The 18365-nt window shown below is 39.9% G+C and carries 16 protein-coding genes; 3 read left to right on the forward strand and 13 right to left on the reverse strand.

Annotated elements, in window-relative coordinates; genetic code table 11:
* Positions 1 to 17: 17 nt before the first annotated feature.
* From QVH07_RS09655 to QVH07_RS09665, 3 genes are read right to left on the reverse strand one after another with little or no spacing between them, the layout of a single operon-like run.
* Positions 18 to 935 carry a bifunctional metallophosphatase/5'-nucleotidase gene (locus tag QVH07_RS09655; RefSeq protein WP_289999969.1) on the reverse strand — a complete coding sequence of 306 codons (918 nt, stop codon included), beginning with the start codon at positions 933 to 935 and terminating at the stop codon, positions 18 to 20.
* Entirely contained in the window at positions 935 to 1732 is a 798-nt protein-coding gene (locus QVH07_RS09660) for a 5'-nucleotidase C-terminal domain-containing protein (RefSeq protein WP_289999970.1), read from the reverse strand. The genes QVH07_RS09655 and QVH07_RS09660 overlap by 1 nt, the downstream gene beginning before the upstream one ends.
* A gap of 13 nt (positions 1733 to 1745) precedes the next feature.
* Complete coding sequence (locus QVH07_RS09665; protein WP_289999971.1) at positions 1746 to 3332, reverse strand: purple acid phosphatase family protein; 1587 nt, start codon at positions 3330 to 3332, stop codon at positions 1746 to 1748.
* A gap of 250 nt (positions 3333 to 3582) precedes the next feature.
* On the opposite strand from QVH07_RS09665, the gene QVH07_RS09670 reads away from it, so the two are divergent.
* Positions 3583 to 5616: a c-type cytochrome gene (locus QVH07_RS09670; protein WP_289999972.1), complete on the forward strand. Its 2034-nt coding sequence runs from the start codon at positions 3583 to 3585 to the stop codon at positions 5614 to 5616.
* Positions 5617 to 5870: 254 nt separating this feature from the next.
* Entirely contained in the window at positions 5871 to 6407 is a 537-nt protein-coding gene (locus QVH07_RS09675) for a hypothetical protein (protein WP_289999973.1), read from the forward strand.
* 154 nt (positions 6408 to 6561) lie between these two features.
* Here QVH07_RS09675 and QVH07_RS09680 read toward each other — a convergent pair whose 3' ends face one another.
* From QVH07_RS09680 to QVH07_RS09710, 7 genes are all read right to left on the reverse strand, one after another.
* Positions 6562 to 7749 carry a hypothetical protein gene (locus QVH07_RS09680; RefSeq protein WP_289999974.1) on the reverse strand — a complete coding sequence of 396 codons (1188 nt, stop codon included), beginning with the start codon at positions 7747 to 7749 and terminating at the stop codon, positions 6562 to 6564.
* 231 nt (positions 7750 to 7980) lie between these two features.
* Entirely contained in the window at positions 7981 to 8466 is a 486-nt protein-coding gene (gene tssD / locus QVH07_RS09685) for a type VI secretion system tube protein TssD (RefSeq protein ID WP_289999975.1), read from the reverse strand.
* Positions 8467 to 8826: 360 nt separating this feature from the next.
* The gene (locus QVH07_RS09690) at positions 8827 to 9264 is read right to left on the reverse strand and encodes a hypothetical protein (RefSeq protein WP_289999976.1); all 438 of its coding nucleotides are present in this window, start codon (positions 9262 to 9264) and stop codon (positions 8827 to 8829) included.
* A gap of 3 nt (positions 9265 to 9267) precedes the next feature.
* Positions 9268 to 9927 (reverse strand): hypothetical protein, encoded by a 660-nt coding sequence (locus tag QVH07_RS09695; protein ID WP_289999977.1) that lies wholly within the window; start codon positions 9925 to 9927, stop codon positions 9268 to 9270.
* 101 nt (positions 9928 to 10028) lie between these two features.
* Positions 10029 to 10190 (reverse strand): hypothetical protein, encoded by a 162-nt coding sequence (locus QVH07_RS09700; protein ID WP_289999978.1) that lies wholly within the window; start codon positions 10188 to 10190, stop codon positions 10029 to 10031.
* Positions 10191 to 10291: 101 nt separating this feature from the next.
* Positions 10292 to 10813 carry a dCTP deaminase gene (gene dcd, locus QVH07_RS09705; RefSeq protein ID WP_289999979.1) on the reverse strand — a complete coding sequence of 174 codons (522 nt, stop codon included), beginning with the start codon at positions 10811 to 10813 and terminating at the stop codon, positions 10292 to 10294.
* Between the two features lie 118 nt (positions 10814 to 10931).
* The gene (locus QVH07_RS09710) at positions 10932 to 11417 is read right to left on the reverse strand and encodes a hypothetical protein (RefSeq protein ID WP_289999980.1); all 486 of its coding nucleotides are present in this window, start codon (positions 11415 to 11417) and stop codon (positions 10932 to 10934) included.
* A gap of 413 nt (positions 11418 to 11830) precedes the next feature.
* Between QVH07_RS09710 and QVH07_RS09715 the strand changes: the two genes are divergently transcribed.
* Positions 11831 to 13087 carry an NAD(P)/FAD-dependent oxidoreductase gene (locus QVH07_RS09715; protein ID WP_289999981.1) on the forward strand — a complete coding sequence of 419 codons (1257 nt, stop codon included), beginning with the start codon at positions 11831 to 11833 and terminating at the stop codon, positions 13085 to 13087.
* 3 nt (positions 13088 to 13090) lie between these two features.
* Here the strand turns inward: QVH07_RS09715 and QVH07_RS09720 are convergent, their stop codons facing one another.
* The 3 genes from QVH07_RS09720 to QVH07_RS09730 all read right to left on the reverse strand — a co-directional run bounded on the left by QVH07_RS09720 (position 13091) and on the right by QVH07_RS09730 (position 18273).
* Positions 13091 to 13774 carry an aspartate/glutamate racemase family protein gene (locus QVH07_RS09720; RefSeq protein WP_289999982.1) on the reverse strand — a complete coding sequence of 228 codons (684 nt, stop codon included), beginning with the start codon at positions 13772 to 13774 and terminating at the stop codon, positions 13091 to 13093.
* 4 nt (positions 13775 to 13778) lie between these two features.
* Positions 13779 to 15428, reverse strand: coding sequence for an alpha-glucan family phosphorylase (glgP, locus tag QVH07_RS09725; RefSeq protein WP_289999983.1), 1650 nt, complete (start codon positions 15426 to 15428; stop codon positions 13779 to 13781).
* Positions 15429 to 15501: 73 nt separating this feature from the next.
* Complete coding sequence (locus QVH07_RS09730) at positions 15502 to 18273, reverse strand: phosphoenolpyruvate carboxylase (protein WP_289999984.1); 2772 nt, start codon at positions 18271 to 18273, stop codon at positions 15502 to 15504.
* Positions 18274 to 18365: the final 92 nt, after the last annotated feature.

The following is an 18365-nucleotide window of genomic DNA, read 5'->3' on the forward strand; positions in this document are numbered from 1 at the left end:
GTTGGTGGACAGACTTATTAAACCTTGTTTAACAAGGGCATGGGGTTAAAGGCCACCACCTTTTTCCCTTTTTCCGTAAACATCACATCAATTCTACCCAGATTGATTCCAGCCCAACCTACTTGGTTAATAGTGGTAGTGAACCCTTCAGAATTGGTCAGAAGCAGAGGCTCTTCCATAAAAGTATGGGTATGTCCACCAAGGATCACATCAATTTCACTGACCTCTTTTGCTAGTATTAAGTCCGATGGTTTTCGGGAGTCTCCATAATCATAACCTAAATGTGAAAGGCATACAATCAAGTCACAACCTTGCTTCTGGAGCTCCTGGACCATTTCCTTTGCTGTCGCAATGGGATCAATATAGAGAGTTCCATCATACATTCTCGAGTTCACCAATCCTTCCAGTTCTATTCCAAGACCAAACACGCCAATTTTTATTTCTCCCCTTTCAAAGATTTTGAAGGGTTTAACTTTACCAGAAAGGGTATTTCTCGAGAAGTCATAATTGGCAATCAAATGAGGGAAGTTCGCGAACTGCATAGCATGTTCCAATCCCCCTATTCCATTGTCAAATTCATGATTCCCGACTGTGGTGGCATCATAACCCATTTCACTCATCAGTTTCAGCTCGAGTTCACCTCCAAATAAATTAAAATAGGGAGTTCCCTGAAACACATCACCTGAATCCAAAAGCATTACATTGGCTTCCTGAAACCGAATTTTATTCACAATACTTGCCCGGGCTGCCATTCCTCCAAGTCCTTGGTACCTCCCCTCTTCGAAAGGCTCGATATAGGAATGCATATCATTGGTATGAAGAATGGTTAGTTTTTTGCCATGAAGACTTGGTCTGCAAGAAGAAAATATGAATGGGGAGAATGCCATCGAGGCAGTAGCACTCAAAGAACGAAGTAAAAACTGTCTTCTTTTCATCAGTCGATAACCTTAATTGAATTGGCTATTTTGGTGTTTATTTTTTCTCCTCTGGCCGTTAGTTCTCTTATTTCAGAAAGTATCATATCTCTAAGAAGGATAGGTTTTATGTCTAGCCTTTTCAGGGGCTGCAACATTTCAAAACCACTTCCTCCATTTGCCTGATAATCACTTACTGATAAGATATAAGTTCTGTCTGATTCGATTTCTTTGCCATCCACTTGAATGTTAAGAATTTCAGCACCAGAAACATCGAAACTTACGGGCCAAATCATACTACTATTTCTATTCCCCACAAACTTTATGATCTCTAAGAGTTTATCTCCAGGAACTTCAAGTAAAAGCATTTCATTCTCAAAAGGCATTACCTGGAAGACTTCTCCAACGGTGACAGGACCTTCATTTATGGGAGCTCGCAAACCCCCATGATGATTCATAAGCGCTACATCGACAATTGTATTATACTGGGCACTTGATTGCTTGTGAAGCAATTCTGTGACAAAGGTTCCCAAGGTGGATTCATATCTCCCTTCAGTTGTCAGGTCCTTGGCACTGTATCCAATAACCTCATCCATGATCGAATCCAGTTTCGTCTTGTAAGGATTAATTATAGCCTCAATTTCTTCTGATTTCTTGATTTCAGAAGTAATCTCCACAGGCGCCCATGAATAGGAAAGTTCGTATTTCTTTTGTTCTGAACAGGAAACCAGAAAGACACAAAAGAACCCTAAACCTACAAGGAAAGCTGTTGTTGGGGATTGAAGAATGAAATTTTCTTTATCTATAACCTTGTTCATTTGGCCGGAGGAGTTACAAATTCTCTTCTTTCAGAATTTTTCCATCGAATGAAACGTCCAAAACTTTTCTTTGGGTTTCATTTTGCAAAAGCACCTTATAGCCATGAAGTTCTTCATCGTCCATAATCATCACTCGTGCGATTTCGAAATCAGAGTACTTTTCAGCAATCTCTTTCTCTATTTCCGCGGGTAATTGATCCTCATAAGCAATTGTGTTATCAAATCTCCTTGGCTCCAAAGCATAAGCACGTTTTTCTATGAATCGGTTTGGCTTTCCATCTGGCTGCTTGATTAAATCAAAAGCATCATAAAGCTCCCCTGCCGCAGTGAATGACTGATAGGAAAGGCTATCTCCATTCACATCGATTACCTGCACGAGTTGAGTATTTTCAGCCGCACGATCTCTTTCGGCATCCCAGCCTTCCCAGGCATTTGGGCGAAGTGGATACATCTTGCCCCCACTTACCGAAACGACATAAACAGTACCAGTATAATCACGCTTGTTCAATCCATCGAGGATATTCTCCTCCCCCTCAGCAATAACAGGTTCGACCCGTCCCCTGGCATAAGCATGATCATGCCCTTGAAGGGCTAAATCAACTTTGTATTTATCAAAAATGGGTTTCCATAAATCTCTCAGCTCCTTATTATCTCTTCCAGCAGATGCAGAAAATAGAGGATAATGATAGGTGACAACGGTCCATTTATTTGGATTATTCGAAAGCACTTTTTCAAGCCAAACAGCCTGTTCCTCCTGTTTTCTGAGACTATTCAAAGCAACGATTCTCATCCCCTGGTGATCGATGTAATAGTTAGTTTCTTCTAAACCTTCTACCCCATTCTCAGGAAGCGTAAACTGCGGATTCCATTGAACAGACAGCTCCCGCTCTCCATTTTCATTCGAAGTAGATCCGTACTCATGATTTCCAGGAACATTTATAGATGGTACCATACTATGAATAAAACCTCCTGCCGAATACCATTCATGCCACTGTCGTTCACTGTGAGCATTATTGATCATATCTCCTGCATGGATTATGAAACTGGCATCAGGTCCCCTTCTATATCCTTCCCTGATAAGTCTTGACCATAGTTCAAGAATATAATTTTGGGCGTCGCCCACATATAAAAATGAGAATGGTGCCTCTTCTACAGCAGCGGTTTTGAACTGAATCCACTCGCTCCAAATCTTCCCGTCTCCGACCCGATAGGCATAAAGAGTAGCAGGCTTAAGGCCTTTAAAAGTAACCGAGTGATATTTAGAGATTACCTGAGCATCTAATACCTCAGAGGCATCCAATATTTCTGTTTTAGCTTCGAAGGTCTCTGCTGTCCTCCAAAATTTAGGAGCACCTGTTGCGATAGCAATTTCCGCATAGCTGGTGCCTACTTCAAGTGAGGTTCTCCATGTCACGCTTGCGGTGGTAGCCGCATCCTGACCGAAATTCAGTATGATATGGTCTGGATGAAGCCCTGGCCTACTCCAGTTTTTGGCAAATTCAGGCACCTTATAGGCTCTTTGCTGCGCATGAATTAGCGTTGAATAGCCAAATATTGCGGTGAACATTATAGCCTTGATGAAAATTCTAATTTTAGGCATACGTAAAATTTTGGTGAATTTAAGGGTAATCCAAAGGTATTTCCAGGTCTTCATTTTATGAAATGATTATTTCTGATGGCCTTTAGTTTCTAGTTTGGTATTTTCATTTGTGATCTGAGCTTTACTTTGGATTAATTTGATTTCTTTGTTTAACATCCCGTAAAAGCACAATATTAAAGTTACTCATTCAAGATTTTTAAATAGGCTTTTGGCCTATATTTATGCAACAAAATTGCATTTAAATTACCTCATGGATAAAATTTTAAGAAACCCAACTGTCACATCACTACTTTTCGTTTTGATAGTTTTGAGCTTGTCATGTGAAAGAATTGAGAAGCCTAAGCCGTTTTTGACAGGTCAGGGTATTGGATTGAGTCAGACGACACTTTTGGTTGAAGATATTGAGCAAGCAAAGCAATATTTTGTAGATACGCTCGGCTTCAATATTTACAGAGGAATTACAGATGGTGCCTTTGACGGAACTCTTTCAAGTTCCATAATTCTAGGGGATATGACTGTTTTTGAGTTATTGTCTGCCAATGATGCCTTAAGCCAGGATAGCATTGTTGATTTCCTCTCTTCAGATGCTGAGATCAAAAATGGTGTTAGACTCTTTTCGCTTTCTACTTCCTCTATTGATTCGACCTACATGACTTTAAATAAAGTCGGATTAAAAACAGATTCAGTTCAGTCTTACAGAACTTCAGGAGAAGAGGTCAAAGGATGGTCTTGGGACAATGGAAATGACCAGAGAAAGAGTTTGGATTTCAATTCAGCAAACCCACCGCGCCTATTGCCAAGATTTATAGAGAGTATTGATTATGGTTATGCAGATGTGCAAAAGGATTGGAATACCTATTACATTTTTCGACGAATGTACAATACACACCCAAATGGTGTAGTAGGGATTTCAGGGATCAAAATTGCTGTTCAGAACCCAAAGGAAGTATCAGCCAAATACGAATCAATGGGATTAACCCCAGACTCAAAAAGCGATTCCAGTATTTCTTTTCCGGTCTTCAGGCATCAGAAAATTTATTTGGAATCAGCCTTATTCAATTCTGATCTAGGCGAACTTGTCATGGATAATGGTGAAGGCGTCTATGCCGTACAATTCGATGTGGAGAACCTGGATTCCACTTATCATTATTTTCAGTCGAAACTCCCCGAAGAGGCTATGGATAAAATGACTGATCGTCTGATAATTTCTTCTGAATTTGCTTACGGCATGCAATTAGAGTTCGTACAGGAACCTCAAGAGCAGGCTATCCTTGCCAGGAAGCTAAGTCCTTTGGCTGACCTTGATACCTTGGCAATAGAACATGCTTCCCAACTTTATGTAAAGTATTGTGCTCTATGTCATGGAGAAAACCGTGAAGGATATACTGCAGATAATGCCCCTTCGCTTCGCTCAAAATCTTTGCTCGGCACAAGCAAGGGCACCAATTTTATGAGGTATACCATTCAATTCGGTCGAGCCAATACCGCAATGGGTGGTTACTACGATTCCCATGGAGGGCCTCTTGAATATATTGAGATCGAACTTCTTTTAGAATACCTAAACCAAATGGCTGGAGTGAAAGAGAGGATAGAGCTTTCCAGAGAGCCTGTCATGGGTAATATTGAAAATGGTTCTATCCTGTATTCTCAACACTGTGCTGCCTGTCATGGAAACAAAGGGGAAGGAATCTCCGCTCCTGCCCTAGCTAATCCAATGCTACTCGCTACTGCTACTGATCATTTTCTCAGATATGCTATTGCTGAAGGTCGCGATGGAACTCCTATGATGGCCTTCAAGGACAGTTTAAAAAGTAATGAAATTGATGATCTAACGACTTTTTTGAGAAGTAGAGCCTCTGGTTGGGATATACCTATGCCAGAAAGTGTGACCGTGCCTACTGCAGAGCAGTTGATCCTTAACCCTGAAAATGAAGCGCCGGATTTTGAGTTGCGTGAAGGAAAGTTTGTGGCCGCTGAACAGGTGAACAGAGCTTTGGAAGAAGGAAAGCGGATGATCATTCTCGATGCCAGATCTGAGGTAGCTTGGAGGCAAATGCATATTCCAGGTGCTGCCCCGGTTCCATACTATGCAGAACCTGATGAATTTATCCATGATATCCCGAATGATGGAACTCAAATCGTCATTTATTGTGCCTGTCCACATGCAGCATCAGAGCGTGTGCTAAATACGCTGAGACGTTATGGATATGAAAACACAGCAATAATTGACGAAGGGATTTTGGTGTGGGCACAAATGGGCTTCCCTGTGCAAAGTGGAAGCTAAATTTTTTTAGTTAGGGTTTAGAAGTTTGAGTTAGAATGTGGGATTACCGAACAAAGTGAATAAGAATCTGGTGTTAGCTGGTTGGTGAATTGATAAGTCAGTAAAAAAGAACTGCCAAGCGAAAACTGTCGACTGACAACCGATCGACTAGTAAGGAAAAACACCAATGATTATATTCAGGTTATTAAACAGACAGGCCATCATCTTCTCCATTTATGCTCTTCCCTCCTTCTTCGAATAATGATTCTAAAAAAATGACTCTCTCCGAATTTCTTCCTCTCGGATATCTGTATGTTTTGATTTTGGGAATTATTGCGGAATCAATCTATTACGGATTGATCGGAATTAACTTTCTGAATTATGCAGGAATTTTGGACGTCTTGCTAGGTCCGGTGGCTATTTTAACTGACAAGCCTATTCTTCTGGTATTGTTAATTTTAGTCGGATCCATTTTCTATTACCTGATGATTTTGAGAAATAAAAAAAATGAGACCAAAACTCAAGATGTTTCAGCAGTGGATGCCAGCACCGCATTTCTGCTAGTTATGGCGATAATGATTCTTGCGGCTTTTGTAGGTTATGGGCTTGGCCGTGGAATGAGTGAAAGAAATGATATTGCAAAAAACGAAATCGAGCACAACACTGTCCTTCACTTTCTAAATGGAGAAAAGAAAGAAGTTCGGAATTTGGGAAACACAGGGTCTTTTATATTCTATATTCAAAAAGATAAAGAAAACATTTCTGTTGCCCCCATTTCCAATAATATTATGGAGATTGAGCTAATAAAATAATTTAATCTTTAATTGATTTTGGGATAAAAAAAGGCGATGTAAACACATCGCCTTAACAATTTTTGTAATTAATTATTCTTCACTGAAAGGATCAAAATTCCAGTCGTTAAAGATAGATATTACTTTTGCTTCTAGATTGTCAATTTCTTTCAAATCAGAACCCTATTTTTTCCTCTAGCCTTTCGATGATTTCATCAGAAAGCTTCCAAGGATAATCATTGAGAATTCTTGAATAGACCTCTTTCCACTTTGGTGAATCGGGATCACTGAGATCCGATCTTTCAGCTTTTAGCATTCTGTTTATATCATAGACACTATGAAAACCAGGATAGACTCTTTCTGCAGCATCCAAAGTTGCTATTACACGGTCTATATCCTTCTGAAAAAGATAATCAAAAGCCATTTTTTCAAGATTTTTAGCATTTTGGTATTTACTTACAGTACTCTTGCTTCCTCCTATTTGAAGTAAAATATCATTTCCATAATTATTCATCGGATCAGTTTCGCTTTGTCTTGGAGGATGTCCAGATTCAACTCCTCCTTCGGAATTTCCTAGCATGGGTAAGTGTTCATTTGATGGGTTTTCCGGTTGGGCCTCAGGAATATCCGATATTCCATCCGAAAAGTCCGGTAAAGGAGCTCTTCTTCTTGAGGTACTATCTGGTTTAATCGCCATTACCTGAGGAAATAGCTCTGTGTCTTCGTCATAAATTTTAGACTTTATAGTGGCAAGGGCCTGCATAGCGTTTTGAATTGTGGTCTGATTGATTTCCGATGGAAGTGGAAGTAATGTGGTCACCTCTCTAGATTTAATTCCTACTACTTCTATCATCATAGTACCTTTTACAGAACCTTGCTTTGCCGCGAGGCCTATAGAGGATAAATCTCCAATATTAATTCCAGATTCATTTGTTGTAAGCAAGGTGATTAATCGCAGACCCACACCTACTCTGCGAAAACCAATAAAGGATCCATCCTGCCGAACCTCTGCCAAAGTAGCGAACTTCATATAATCCATAGTCACCTTGTAACTTGAATTTTTGGTCGACACCGTCACCGGCAAGTAAGAAATACCACCTTCGGCATTTACCTGACCTATACTTACTAAAACGGTTTCATTATTGAGAAATTGAAAAATCTCATCGCTATCCATCACCTTAATGTCTTTGGTATAAAGATCCCCATCTTTTGAAAGAAGAATTTCATCATGATATTCGATAGGATCAATTGGAATGAATCCACGGAAGTTGGTATAAGTACTTCCATCTTCCAATAGGTTTTGATGAGATTTGCAAGCAAAAAGCAGCAGTACTAAGGTAATGGAACAAAGAAATCGAATCATTAATCAGTTGGGTAAATCGGTTAAACTTAAAAAGTGATTTTTTGAATATCGGAGTTTTAGTTGGGATTATAATAGTTGTAGCTGCAGACAGAAAATCTTCCACCTGATAATCAGACGGTCTCATTGAGTCAATAGGCTCCTATTTTTCGAAATGACTAAAACAAAAAAAACAAAAAAAATCTAAGCCAACCGACGATTCAAAGCTGACAACGGCAACTAACAATGCTCAAATCAAACCCTTGACTTTATCCAGGAATCCACTGCTTCTACGGCTCCACTTCCATCGTCGTAAGTGACAACTATACTCTCAAAAGCAATACTGTATTCCACCATCGCTTCTGTAGCCATTTCTGCTCCATTGGATTTAAGGTTATGGAGTTGAGTGAATTCACAACCAACTATTCTGGCATTGGTCAAGGTAAAAGTCGTGTAATTAATCTGGACACCTTCCACATTATTATGCCATAATCGTATTTCTACCTCATCGATTTTCCTACCACGGCATAAGTGGCTCCAGACTTCTGGTGCTGCTTTATCAATTCCACAAGTCACAGTAATTGGTTTGTGGGAATGCCGGGACCTTATTCTTATATCTCCTGGATCTCCCGGTCTTTCAGTCAAGAAAGAGAATGCATTGAATAGTGTTCGGTCCTTGCTTCGTTCGATTTCACATGATCCTGAAAATGATGAAAATTTGATATCGCCGTCTATAGCCATAGTATCCTCCTTTTGTTTTTGGTTAAAAATAAATTAAAGCCTGTTCCGATAGCTATCGGAATGGATTAAAAATTAATTATTACGGATTATCAGGTGGTTAAAAGTTAAGCATTTTCTGTTTAAGATTTAAGGGATTGGGATTTACGATTTGGGAATGAAGAATATAGGGGTTTGGAATCAGGGATTCGTTGATTGGTTATTTGGTAATAAGTCACACGTCATTCCTGATTAAGCCCGTCTAGCTAAATAGTCGGATAGCCATGGGGATTTGGGAAATAACGAACTTTGAATGATGAATGTCGAATTGTGAATTTTTTAACCCTGCCAACTGAAAACCGACGACTGAAAACTGAAAACCAACTACAGCCACCCAGAAATCAAATCCCCTTTTCTTACCGTAATCATTGATTCAATCTTATTCCCGTTACACTTTACGTATAGGTACTCCCCATTAGCGTATTTGACCACAACTAACTTAGATTGATCTTCAGAAGGATTCACCTGGGCAACATCCGCCCACTTTTTTCGGGCTCGCTTATATTTCATCACTTCAAAAGAACCCTGGGAAATGTTATCCTTAATTTTCTGGAAGAGGGAGTTGTAAGTTGGAATAGCCTTCGTCCTAATGGAATCCGAAAAAGTGAAGTAGTCTAACAAAATATCCTCAGTACTGAGAGTACCCAATGAAATATGCAGGTCCTTAACGATCGGAGATTTATCCGAGCAAGATGCCATTACCATGAACAAAACAAAAACCGGCATCTTCCTAAAAACCTTTATGTTGAATTTTGTTTTCATCGCTTATTGTCTTAAATCCTGACCAAGGTTACCAGGGTTAGATCCCCCACCTGTCAGCCTTTTCCCCATTCCAAAATTAATATCCCAAGCGCCATAAGTATCGGGAACATTTTCTCCAGCTGCAAGACCAACCTGTATGGCGAAATCCGCACAGTTATAATTATTGAGGTGATACTTCTTCTTTGTCCTTTCTACGGATTCTATGTAAGCCAAAGCCTTATCGAAATTCTCCTTAGTTAAGACATATTTTTTACTCACTTCAAAAAGGCGTTTGGTATCATCACGTAGCTCTCCATTAGTTTCGAGCTGATTGGGGTCATTTGGTATTTTATCTGGGTAATAGCCTATTATGATGGTAGTTTGAGTACTATCAGCATTTAGGCGTTCCAGTTTCACAAATGCATGTCCAGCATCCACATCCATAAAACCCACTGGAACCCAGGTTTCAGCCGTTCCACCAGCTCCAGGTTGATCGACGAAGATGGTGAGAGAATATTCCAGAGCTTCCACCTGATCATTAAACGCCGCAGCTATTCCTTTAAACTGTACAACCGGCGGAGCATTCTCTTCATCTTCATTACAGGAGACTAGGGTAAGCAGAAAAGCAAAAAGTAGGAAGCTTAAAAACGTTGAGTATGCCTTATTTGAAAGCCTGTCACACATAGATTTCTATTTCGGAACCTATGAAAATAAGAATTTAAAGGCTGGTTTTCACTTACCTAGAGATATTATTGAGAAGTTGATAGGAATATGCCTTTGCCAACTTATTCTAAAACCTCATCCAAAAAGGCAATTATTCGATTTAAGGGTTCTATCGCATCTTTATCGAAGGAATTGTCAAGAAACTCATTTTCACCTGAATGCAAATAGGTATAATTTCTTCCTTCGCAAAGCCAGTAGTTGGCCGCATACCCGGCATCTAACACCTCCTGGAAGTAGGTCTTACCAGCATTGGGTATAGTGCCTTGGTCAAGGCTTTCTTTTTACTTTGGCACGATTTCAAAAGAAAAAATACCTAGCCGGAAGTTTATTTCTTAAAATCCTCAAAGAGTCTACTGGCCTGAATCCCGCTATTGTTCTGGTATTTTCCACTTCTATATTTAGCGTATTCTCCATCCAAATGGTGATAATAAATCTGGCAAATTTCTACATTCGGATATATGATAAGGGGCTGAACCACAAATATTTCAAGTGTCCAGAATCCATTAAATCCTACATCGCCAAATCCTGCAGTAACGTGTACAAACATACCTAGCCTGCCAATACTACTTCTGCCCTCTAGCATTGGTACCAAAGTATCGGTTCGGGTATGCTCCACTGTCCTCCCAAGGTATAGTTTACCCGGGTCTAGCCTCAAACCAGATTCAGGAATAATGATCTTCGAAGCCTTATTTTCCACCTTCATATCGAGCACTTCTTTGTCATAAACCATCAGCTCATTATGAAGTCTGAGGTTATAGCTGTTTGGGTTTAGCTGCTCAGGATTATAGGGTTCGATTGCGATATCCTTACCCATACGCTCGGCTATTTCAAGGCCACTTAATATCATGTTACTCTGCTAAAAATGAATGTTACTTTGGATCCCTTACAGGGTCTCTGATTTGGTTGGGTGAAGTTACATCACTGTAAGCTTTTTTCGGCCTTTTGGCCAAAGCATTTCGCAAAATTTATTCTTTAATATCACTAATAGCCTTTTCTAAAGCTTTAATCTCGTCCAAAAGGTGCTGCTGAACATCTAAGTGCTGTTTTGGTGTGAGATCTGGTTCATCTCCATGGCTATGACTATGGTCATGGTCGTGATCATGTCCATCGTGATCGTGTTCATGCCCTGAATGGTCGTGGTCATGGTCATTGTGGCTATGCTCAAACCCTGGTACTTCTATTACCTGCTCATCCCATGCAGCCAAAGCGGAGTTCAAGGAATCTAATGTACCGGAGTGCTTTGCGGTAAAAGCAGAATCTTGATTTGCTAATAATACGGAAATCTTTTCTTCTGTGGATTTCCTTACTTCCATTGACTCATTATGGAGTTCAAAGGCTTTAATTAGGCTTTCGTCTTGTTTACTTTCTCCGCATCCGAAAAAAAAGAAAATAAGAGCTAGGGATATAAGGATTTCTTTACCGTGGGTATAGGTAAGGTTCAAACTTTTCATGGTCGCAACAAATATTTTTATTTCATTTTCTAGGGTTAAATCCTCTAGAATAGATTCTTAATTTTCTGATTTTTAATAGGTAGCGTGAAATTTATTAATAAATAAAATTTACCAATCCTACTGCAATACTAATATACAGCACATCTCTATTAATACAACAATGTTGCATCTAAAGCGATTTTGCCTTTTACATTCAAAAAAATTGGTAGCATACTCAAAATGATAAGGACGATTCAAAAAGTCCTTGAACAAAAAAAATCTCTTCTCTTAATGAGACCAAATAGAATTGGAAGTTTGGCTAATCAGTTTCCTGTAGTTGATTTATTTTGAATTAGGCCATAAAGTGACAATTATCACTTTTGAACTGCTAAAAATTTAATAAACTGCACAGTTGAAAAAGGAAAACCCATACTATGAAGTCACATTATCAAATTTTAATTATTGGAGGCGGTACGGCTGGAATCATGACCTCCTCCATGCTCCTGCAAAAAGACAAGTCCCTGGACATAGGATTAATTGAACCTGCAGACATGCATTATTATCAGGCAGCCTGGACGCTGGTTGGAGCAGGAACCTACGAATTCGAAAAGACAGGAAAACCCATGGCTGAGGTCATGCCTAAAGGTGTGGATTGGATCAAGGATTACGCAAGTGGTTTTGATCCCGAAAATAATACAGTTGAAACCAAAGGAAGTGGAAAAATTACCTACGACTATCTTATTGTAGCCCCAGGGCTGGTTATGGAGCCATCCTTGATTGAGGGTTTACCAGAGGCTTTGGACAAGGGAAATGTTTGCAGTAATTACACCGATCCGAATCATACCTGGGACGTCATCAAAAACTTCAAAGGTGGTAATGCGGTGTTCACCCAGCCCAATACTCCAATCAAGTGCGGTGGAGCACCACAAAAGATTGCCTATTTAGCAGCTGATTATTTCCAAAAAAATAAAGTTGATGCCAATGTGATTTTTGCCACACCGGGAACTGTAATCTTTGGTGTTCCAAGAGTTGCGGCTACCCTAAATAATGTTATAAGACGCTACGGAATCCATTTCCGTCCGCATTATGCTCCAGTGCATATTGATAATGAAAAAAATGTGGTCACTTTCAAGTGGGTCAATCCATCAGAAAGTCAATGCGTGATAAGCGAGCATAACAAGATTAAGGAGGAATTGTCCGGTAATTCATATATCAAGGTTCCTTTTGATATGCTTCATCTGGCTCCCCCACAGGCGGCACCAAAGTTTGTCCGAGAATCAAGTTTGGTAAATGATGCTGGCTGGCTGGATGTAAATAAGCACACCCTTCAGCATGTAAAATTTCCCAACATTTTTGGAATGGGTGATGTAGCAGGTTTGCCTACGGCAAAAACAGGGGCAGCTATCAGAAAGCAGGTACCTATCGTTATCGATAATCTTCGTAACATGATCAAAAGTCAGGAGATTGGTTCTATGTCATACAATGGCTACTCATCCTGTCCCCTTGTTACGGGTTATGGTAAAATGGTTTTGGCAGAATTCGATTATGATCAGAATTTCATCCCAGACCCTAAGCTGAAGCAAATGCTAGTTTTCGATAGCGCAAAAGAACATTGGAGACTGTGGATGTTAAAGAAATATGGCCTTCCTTATCTCTACTGGAATAAAATGCTTAAAGGAAAAGAAGTTTAAAAGTCAATTACTCAGAATAAAATCAATGGCCATTCGAACATGCAAATGAGTAGTGGCTAAAAGAGGCAGGTCAATGCTGGTTTCTTTAAATAGAATAGGGAGCTCTGTGCATCCAAGAATGATGCCTTGAGCTCCCTTGTTTTTTAAGGCTTCCATTTGTCCTAAATAAAATTTACGGGCTTCTTCGGAAAATATTCCCTGTGTGAGTTCTTTTGATATATAATAATGAGATTGATCTAAGTATTCCTCTTCGGGAATAATTGTCTCTATATCAAATTTCTCCTTAAGAGGTCCGGGTATGAAGTTACCGGTCATGGTAGGTCTATTTCCAAGTAATCCGAGCTTTTGAATGTTTAACCTTTTGGCTTCTTGACCTGTGGCATCCGCAATATGGAGAATAGGAATATTGATCTTGGGCTGTACATAGTCATAAGCCATGTGTGGCGTGTTGGCACAAATGATGATAGCCTGGGCACCAACCTTTTCCAGCTTTTGAGCCACATCTAGATACTTGGAATGAATTTCATCCCTCACCTGTCTACGCATCACTTCAATGCTAATGCTATGCAAAATTAAAGGAGGGTTATTTGCGGTTCCAATCTTCTTTCCTACCCCTTCGTTAATCAACTTATAATAATCTGTAGTCGCATGCCAGGATGTTCCACCTATCATTCCTAAAGTTTTCATAGTATTATTTTTTGATCACTAGATCTTCTTTTACCTCTGCATTATATAGTTCTCTGTAGTACTGATCGGCCATTCGTCCAGACTCGAAGAAAGGAAAAATGTCCTGCATACTTGCCTTCATCATCTCGAGCCATTTTTTAGGATTCTTGTAATAAGTTGGTAGAACTTGTTCCTTTAGAACTTTCATTAGAGCATCGAAATCGGCATCATCCTGCTCTTCAATTGAATTAAAGTCAGTTCTTGAAGGAATGATAAAGCAGTTTTCTCCTTCCTTGGCATATTCTGGAATCCAACCATCATTGATGCTCAAATTTAAGGCTCCATTCATGGAAGCAGTCATTCCGCTTGTGCCTGAAGCTTCACGGGTAATCCTGGGGGTATTTAGCCAGATGTCAGCTCCTTTTTTGATTTTGGCGCTTAAATCTAACTCATAACCTACCAATATCGCACAGTTTTTATGGGTGTAAGTGATATCGATTAGGTGATTGAAAATCTCCACAGCCCCATGATCTTTTGGGTATGGCTTTCCGGCCCAAATGATTTGCACTGGGTATTCTGAATCCTTTAACAGATCCAGGAATTGATAAAGATCTCTGGTAATCAGTTCAGGCCTCTTATAAGCTGCAAATCTTCTTGCCCAAACGATGGTCAAAACATTTTCATCGAAAAGATCACCTTCCTGAAGAGCTACTTCATGAAATAGTCTTTTTTTGAGTTCTTTTTTTCTTGCCAGTAAAGCTTCATCATCCCCGGATTTCAGGTGTCTTGCAAGTTTATAATCTTGCCAATATTTGGCGTTTTGGGAATTTGTAATACCCAAAATATGCCTTGGATCGACCACGTCCTTCCACATATCTCTGGCTACTTCTTTGTGCAACTGAGATACCGCATTAGCTTTTTTACTCATCCTTAAACCCGCAGGCGTACAGCCCATTTTTTCTCCCCTTTCACCTGATATTTGGTAGACCTCCTCTGGTTCAAGACCTGAGAAATAATTCATCTTGAATAAAAGGTTAAAGTCGTATTCAGAATTCCCTGCTTTTTCCGGGGTATGTGTAGTGAAAACGACTTGAGATCTGAGCTTTTCAAAATCTCTGTGTTTGCTGTATAGGTAGAAAGTCAGTGGCAAGGGATGCGCTTCGTTCATGTGATAGATATCGATATCACCTACTTGCTCCAGAACTTTGGCTCCTCCGGCACCCAAAATGATTTCCTGGGCTATCCTTGTACTCAAATTAGAATCATAAAGGTGATGACAGATGGTCTGAGAGACATAATCGTTCTCTGGGAGGTCCGTGGATAGGAAATAGATTGGAGCCGTTCCAAAAATCTCAGGTCGAAGCAAATATGCCTTAACCTTGACCAGTCCATCGTGTACTTTAATATCCACTGTGATTCCCGTGTCTTCTAAAAATGAATAAAACTTTTGTATGAATTTCGCCTCCATATGCGAGTTTTCTGCTCGTACCTGGTCATAGTACCCGTACTTCCAGAGCATAGTGACTCCCACCAGATTCTGATTGAGTTCATAAGCTGAGCGCATATGTGATCCGGCCAAAAAACCTAGGCCACCAGAATAGGTCTTCATAGTCTGATCTATGGCTATTTCCATAGAGAAGTAGGCTACTTTTTTTTGATAGTCATTATTTGACATAAAATATTGATAATTAGATTTTTATTGTTTTTTAAATAAATCTTGAATTGAAGGTGATTTAAAAAAATTCAAATTATCCCGTATTTCTCATTGCACCAGAAAGGGCGTTGATAGTGAGTAGGAGTTCCACCTGAAGCTTAGCAGCCAGTTTATCGTCGCTGTCTTTGGCTTTTCTCCAATTCTTAAGAATGGAAACTTGTTTTTCGTGTAATGATTGCATCAGAGAAGCTCGAAGCTGGTTAGAGTTGAAATGATTTTTTCTTCTCTCACTAAAAGGTCTTTCGATAAGGTAACTCATGTGATCCTTCACCAAGGCCAGCTCTTTTTTAAACTGATCAGCAAATTTTGTTCTTAGCACCTGATCTTCCACCAAATCCAGATAAAGTTCAAATACATTCTCATCTGTGGCAGCCAGACTTGTGTCAATATTAGTGAAAACATAGCGAACAAAAGCATCTGTCTTCAGCGCTTTTTTTAATTTCTCATAGGCTTCTGGTCTTTCAGCTTTTAATTCAGAAAGTGCGGATCCTACCCCATACCAGCTTGTCATGTGCACCCTGGATTGAGCCCAAGAAAATACCCAAGGTATTGCTCTTAAATCGGCCAATGTATTCATCCCTGTTCGTTTGGCCGGGCGAGAACCTATCTTCGAATTTTCTATGGCATCGATCGGAGTGGCTTGTCGAAAAAAGGCAATAAAACCCTCCTGGTTCATTAAGTTTTCATAGTAGTGTTTTGAGCTATTTGCCAGCCATTCGAGGGTATCTGCCAATGGGTGAAACTGCTTTTTTGAATGCTTATCTCTCAAGTATTTGTTCAAAGTGTTGGCTGCCAGCAATTCAAGATTAAATGCAGCATTTACTTTATTAGCGTATTTCTGTGCGATAGTTTCTCCTTGTTCGGTCAATCTTAAATCGCCGTTTGGAGCACCGTGGGGCATTGCTTTAATAAAATAGTGCGTTGGTCCTGCCCCCCTACTGATGGACCCACCCTTTCCATGAAAGAATCGGATTTTCACCCTAAATTCATCTCCCACCATTACTAGTTTATACTGAGCCTTGTAAAGATTCCATTGGCTGGCCATAATACCCCCATCCTTGTTGCTATCGCTGTAGCCTACCATTATTTGCTGAGTAGGCTGATTTTGGTTATTTCTGCTTTGAATGTGCTTCAGGGTTCTTCGTGTGATGGGATGAGCCAAAAATTGTCTCATAATCTCCTCGCCATTTTCCAAATCTTCTATAGTTTCCAAAAGTGGGACCACCGGGATTTCTGAAACCATACCTTCATCTGAAATAAAGGTTAACCCTGTTTCTCTTGCCAGTAGATACACCACCAAAAGATCAGAAATTGATCGGGTCATACTAACAATGAAGGATCCAATGCAGTTGAAGCCATACTTTTTAGAGTAAAAGGCAATAGCCCTATAACATTCCATAACGGCGGTAGCCTCCGGTCCTAAAACCGCTTCAGGATGGGTAAATGGACGCGAAGAGGTTAATTCTTTATTTAAAAATGCTACGCGCTTTTCTTCTGACCACTCACTAAAGTTAGTCTCGGACATTTGTGCTGCCTCCAAAAGCTGCTCTACAGCTTTATCATGAAAAGCAGAATTTTGTCTTATATCCAAGGCTGCTAAATGAAATCCAAAGGCATCCACTGTTCGAATGACTGATGTAACATCATCATAAGCGATGGTTTTGGCATCATAGGCTACTAAAGCTCTTTGCAACAGCTGTAAATCCTCTTTGAGCTTTGCAGAATGCAGGTAAGCACCTGGATGTTCCGAAAGTTTGGTTGCATGCCCTCTTGCCAAATCTATGGGGAGTTTATAAAGCATCAGGTTTACAAGCTGTCGAAAAGCTTCTTTTTCGTTTCTTTCCAGTGCCTCTTTACCCTTTTTCCCCAGCTCTTTGGACATCTCCTTCACTCTCGCCTGAAGCTCTTTTGTAGAATCTGAAATTTCGAGACTGAAACTGATTCGCTTAACAAGCTGAAGCAACTTTCTCCTTAATACTACAAAGGCATTTAACCTTAACTGCATCAAGGTATGCGATGTCAATTCTGCAGTTACGAGGGGATGCCCATCCCGATCACCCCCTACCCAATCCCCAAATGTCACTCTGGGGAAATTATGATGAATAGAAATTTCCTCCGTATCTAGGCCGACATATTCGGCTGCTTGAAGCATCCTACGATCTAAAATTGGAATAACTTCGGGAAAGACATTAACCAAATAATGAAGAATGTTTCTTAGCTCATCTTTGACATGTGGCTTTTCAAGATAGATTTCCCCCGTTTTCCAAAGCCTGTAAAGAGTTTGCTCGATATTTTTTTCTATTTCTCGGTTCTCGGCACTTGTAAAAATAGGGTTTTCGCGCTCCACCATGAGCAAATAGAGTTCCCTATAATGTTCCAAAACAGTGGCACGTTTAGCTTCAGTAGGATGAGCCGTCAGGACTGGCTCTATTGCTATTTCAGAAAGAGAGTTGAGTATCTCTTTTTTATCAATTCCCTGATCGATCAAATCTTGGAAATTCTTTGCCCAAAGGCCGTTGATGCTTTCAAGAGACTCATCTTCAAGTTTACGTCTATTCTGTACAGCCCCATTGATCTCGACCAAATTCACTAGTTGGAAGATTAGTGAATAGAGCTGGACATGTTTTGGAGTGATTTCTGAAATTTCAAGTTGATGGGTAGAAATCCATGGAATTTCCCCAGCAATTGCTTTTTCACTATTTTTCTCAAGTACAGATTTCAAACTGAGAAGGAGAAATTCTAGGTCTAAGTAGGGTTTCCCAATGTTTGTTTTGACCTGATCAAAGGTTTCTTTGAGTGTTGTCATATCTTCTAAGGTTCTAAAAAATGTCAGTGTTAAATGAAGTGATTAAATATGAAGGAATCGGATTAAAAATCTATTTCATTGGCCAAATGTTG

The sequence above is a fragment of the Algoriphagus sediminis genome (genome assembly GCF_030403435.1).
Taxonomy (GTDB): domain Bacteria; phylum Bacteroidota; class Bacteroidia; order Cytophagales; family Cyclobacteriaceae; genus Algoriphagus; species Algoriphagus sediminis.

Excerpts from the sequence above, each read along its gene's own strand:
- QVH07_RS09680 (WP_289999974.1), bottom strand. The coding sequence starts at position 7,749 with ATGATTCGATTTCTTTGTTCCATTACCTTAGTACTGCTGCTTTTTGCT.
- QVH07_RS09690 (WP_289999976.1), bottom strand. The coding sequence starts at position 9,264 with ATGAAAACAAAATTCAACATAAAGGTTTTTAGGAAGATGCCGGTTTTT.
- dcd (WP_289999979.1), bottom strand. The coding sequence starts at position 10,813 with ATGATATTAAGTGGCCTTGAAATAGCCGAGCGTATGGGTAAGGATATC.
- QVH07_RS09660 (WP_289999970.1), bottom strand. The coding sequence starts at position 1,732 with ATGAACAAGGTTATAGATAAAGAAAATTTCATTCTTCAATCCCCAACA.
- QVH07_RS09730 (WP_289999984.1), bottom strand. The coding sequence starts at position 18,273 with ATGACAACACTCAAAGAAACCTTTGATCAGGTCAAAACAAACATTGGG.
- tssD (WP_289999975.1), bottom strand. The coding sequence starts at position 8,466 with ATGGCTATAGACGGCGATATCAAATTTTCATCATTTTCAGGATCATGT.
- QVH07_RS09675 (WP_289999973.1), top strand. The coding sequence starts at position 5,871 with ATGACTCTCTCCGAATTTCTTCCTCTCGGATATCTGTATGTTTTGATT.
- QVH07_RS09665 (WP_289999971.1), bottom strand. The coding sequence starts at position 3,332 with ATGCCTAAAATTAGAATTTTCATCAAGGCTATAATGTTCACCGCAATA.
- QVH07_RS09715 (WP_289999981.1), top strand. The coding sequence starts at position 11,831 with ATGAAGTCACATTATCAAATTTTAATTATTGGAGGCGGTACGGCTGGA.
- QVH07_RS09695 (WP_289999977.1), bottom strand. The coding sequence starts at position 9,927 with ATGTGTGACAGGCTTTCAAATAAGGCATACTCAACGTTTTTAAGCTTC.
- glgP (WP_289999983.1), bottom strand. The coding sequence starts at position 15,428 with ATGTCAAATAATGACTATCAAAAAAAAGTAGCCTACTTCTCTATGGAA.
- QVH07_RS09710 (WP_289999980.1), bottom strand. The coding sequence starts at position 11,417 with ATGAAAAGTTTGAACCTTACCTATACCCACGGTAAAGAAATCCTTATA.
- QVH07_RS09655 (WP_289999969.1), bottom strand. The coding sequence starts at position 935 with ATGAAAAGAAGACAGTTTTTACTTCGTTCTTTGAGTGCTACTGCCTCG.
- QVH07_RS09720 (WP_289999982.1), bottom strand. The coding sequence starts at position 13,774 with ATGAAAACTTTAGGAATGATAGGTGGAACATCCTGGCATGCGACTACA.
- QVH07_RS09670 (WP_289999972.1), top strand. The coding sequence starts at position 3,583 with ATGGATAAAATTTTAAGAAACCCAACTGTCACATCACTACTTTTCGTT.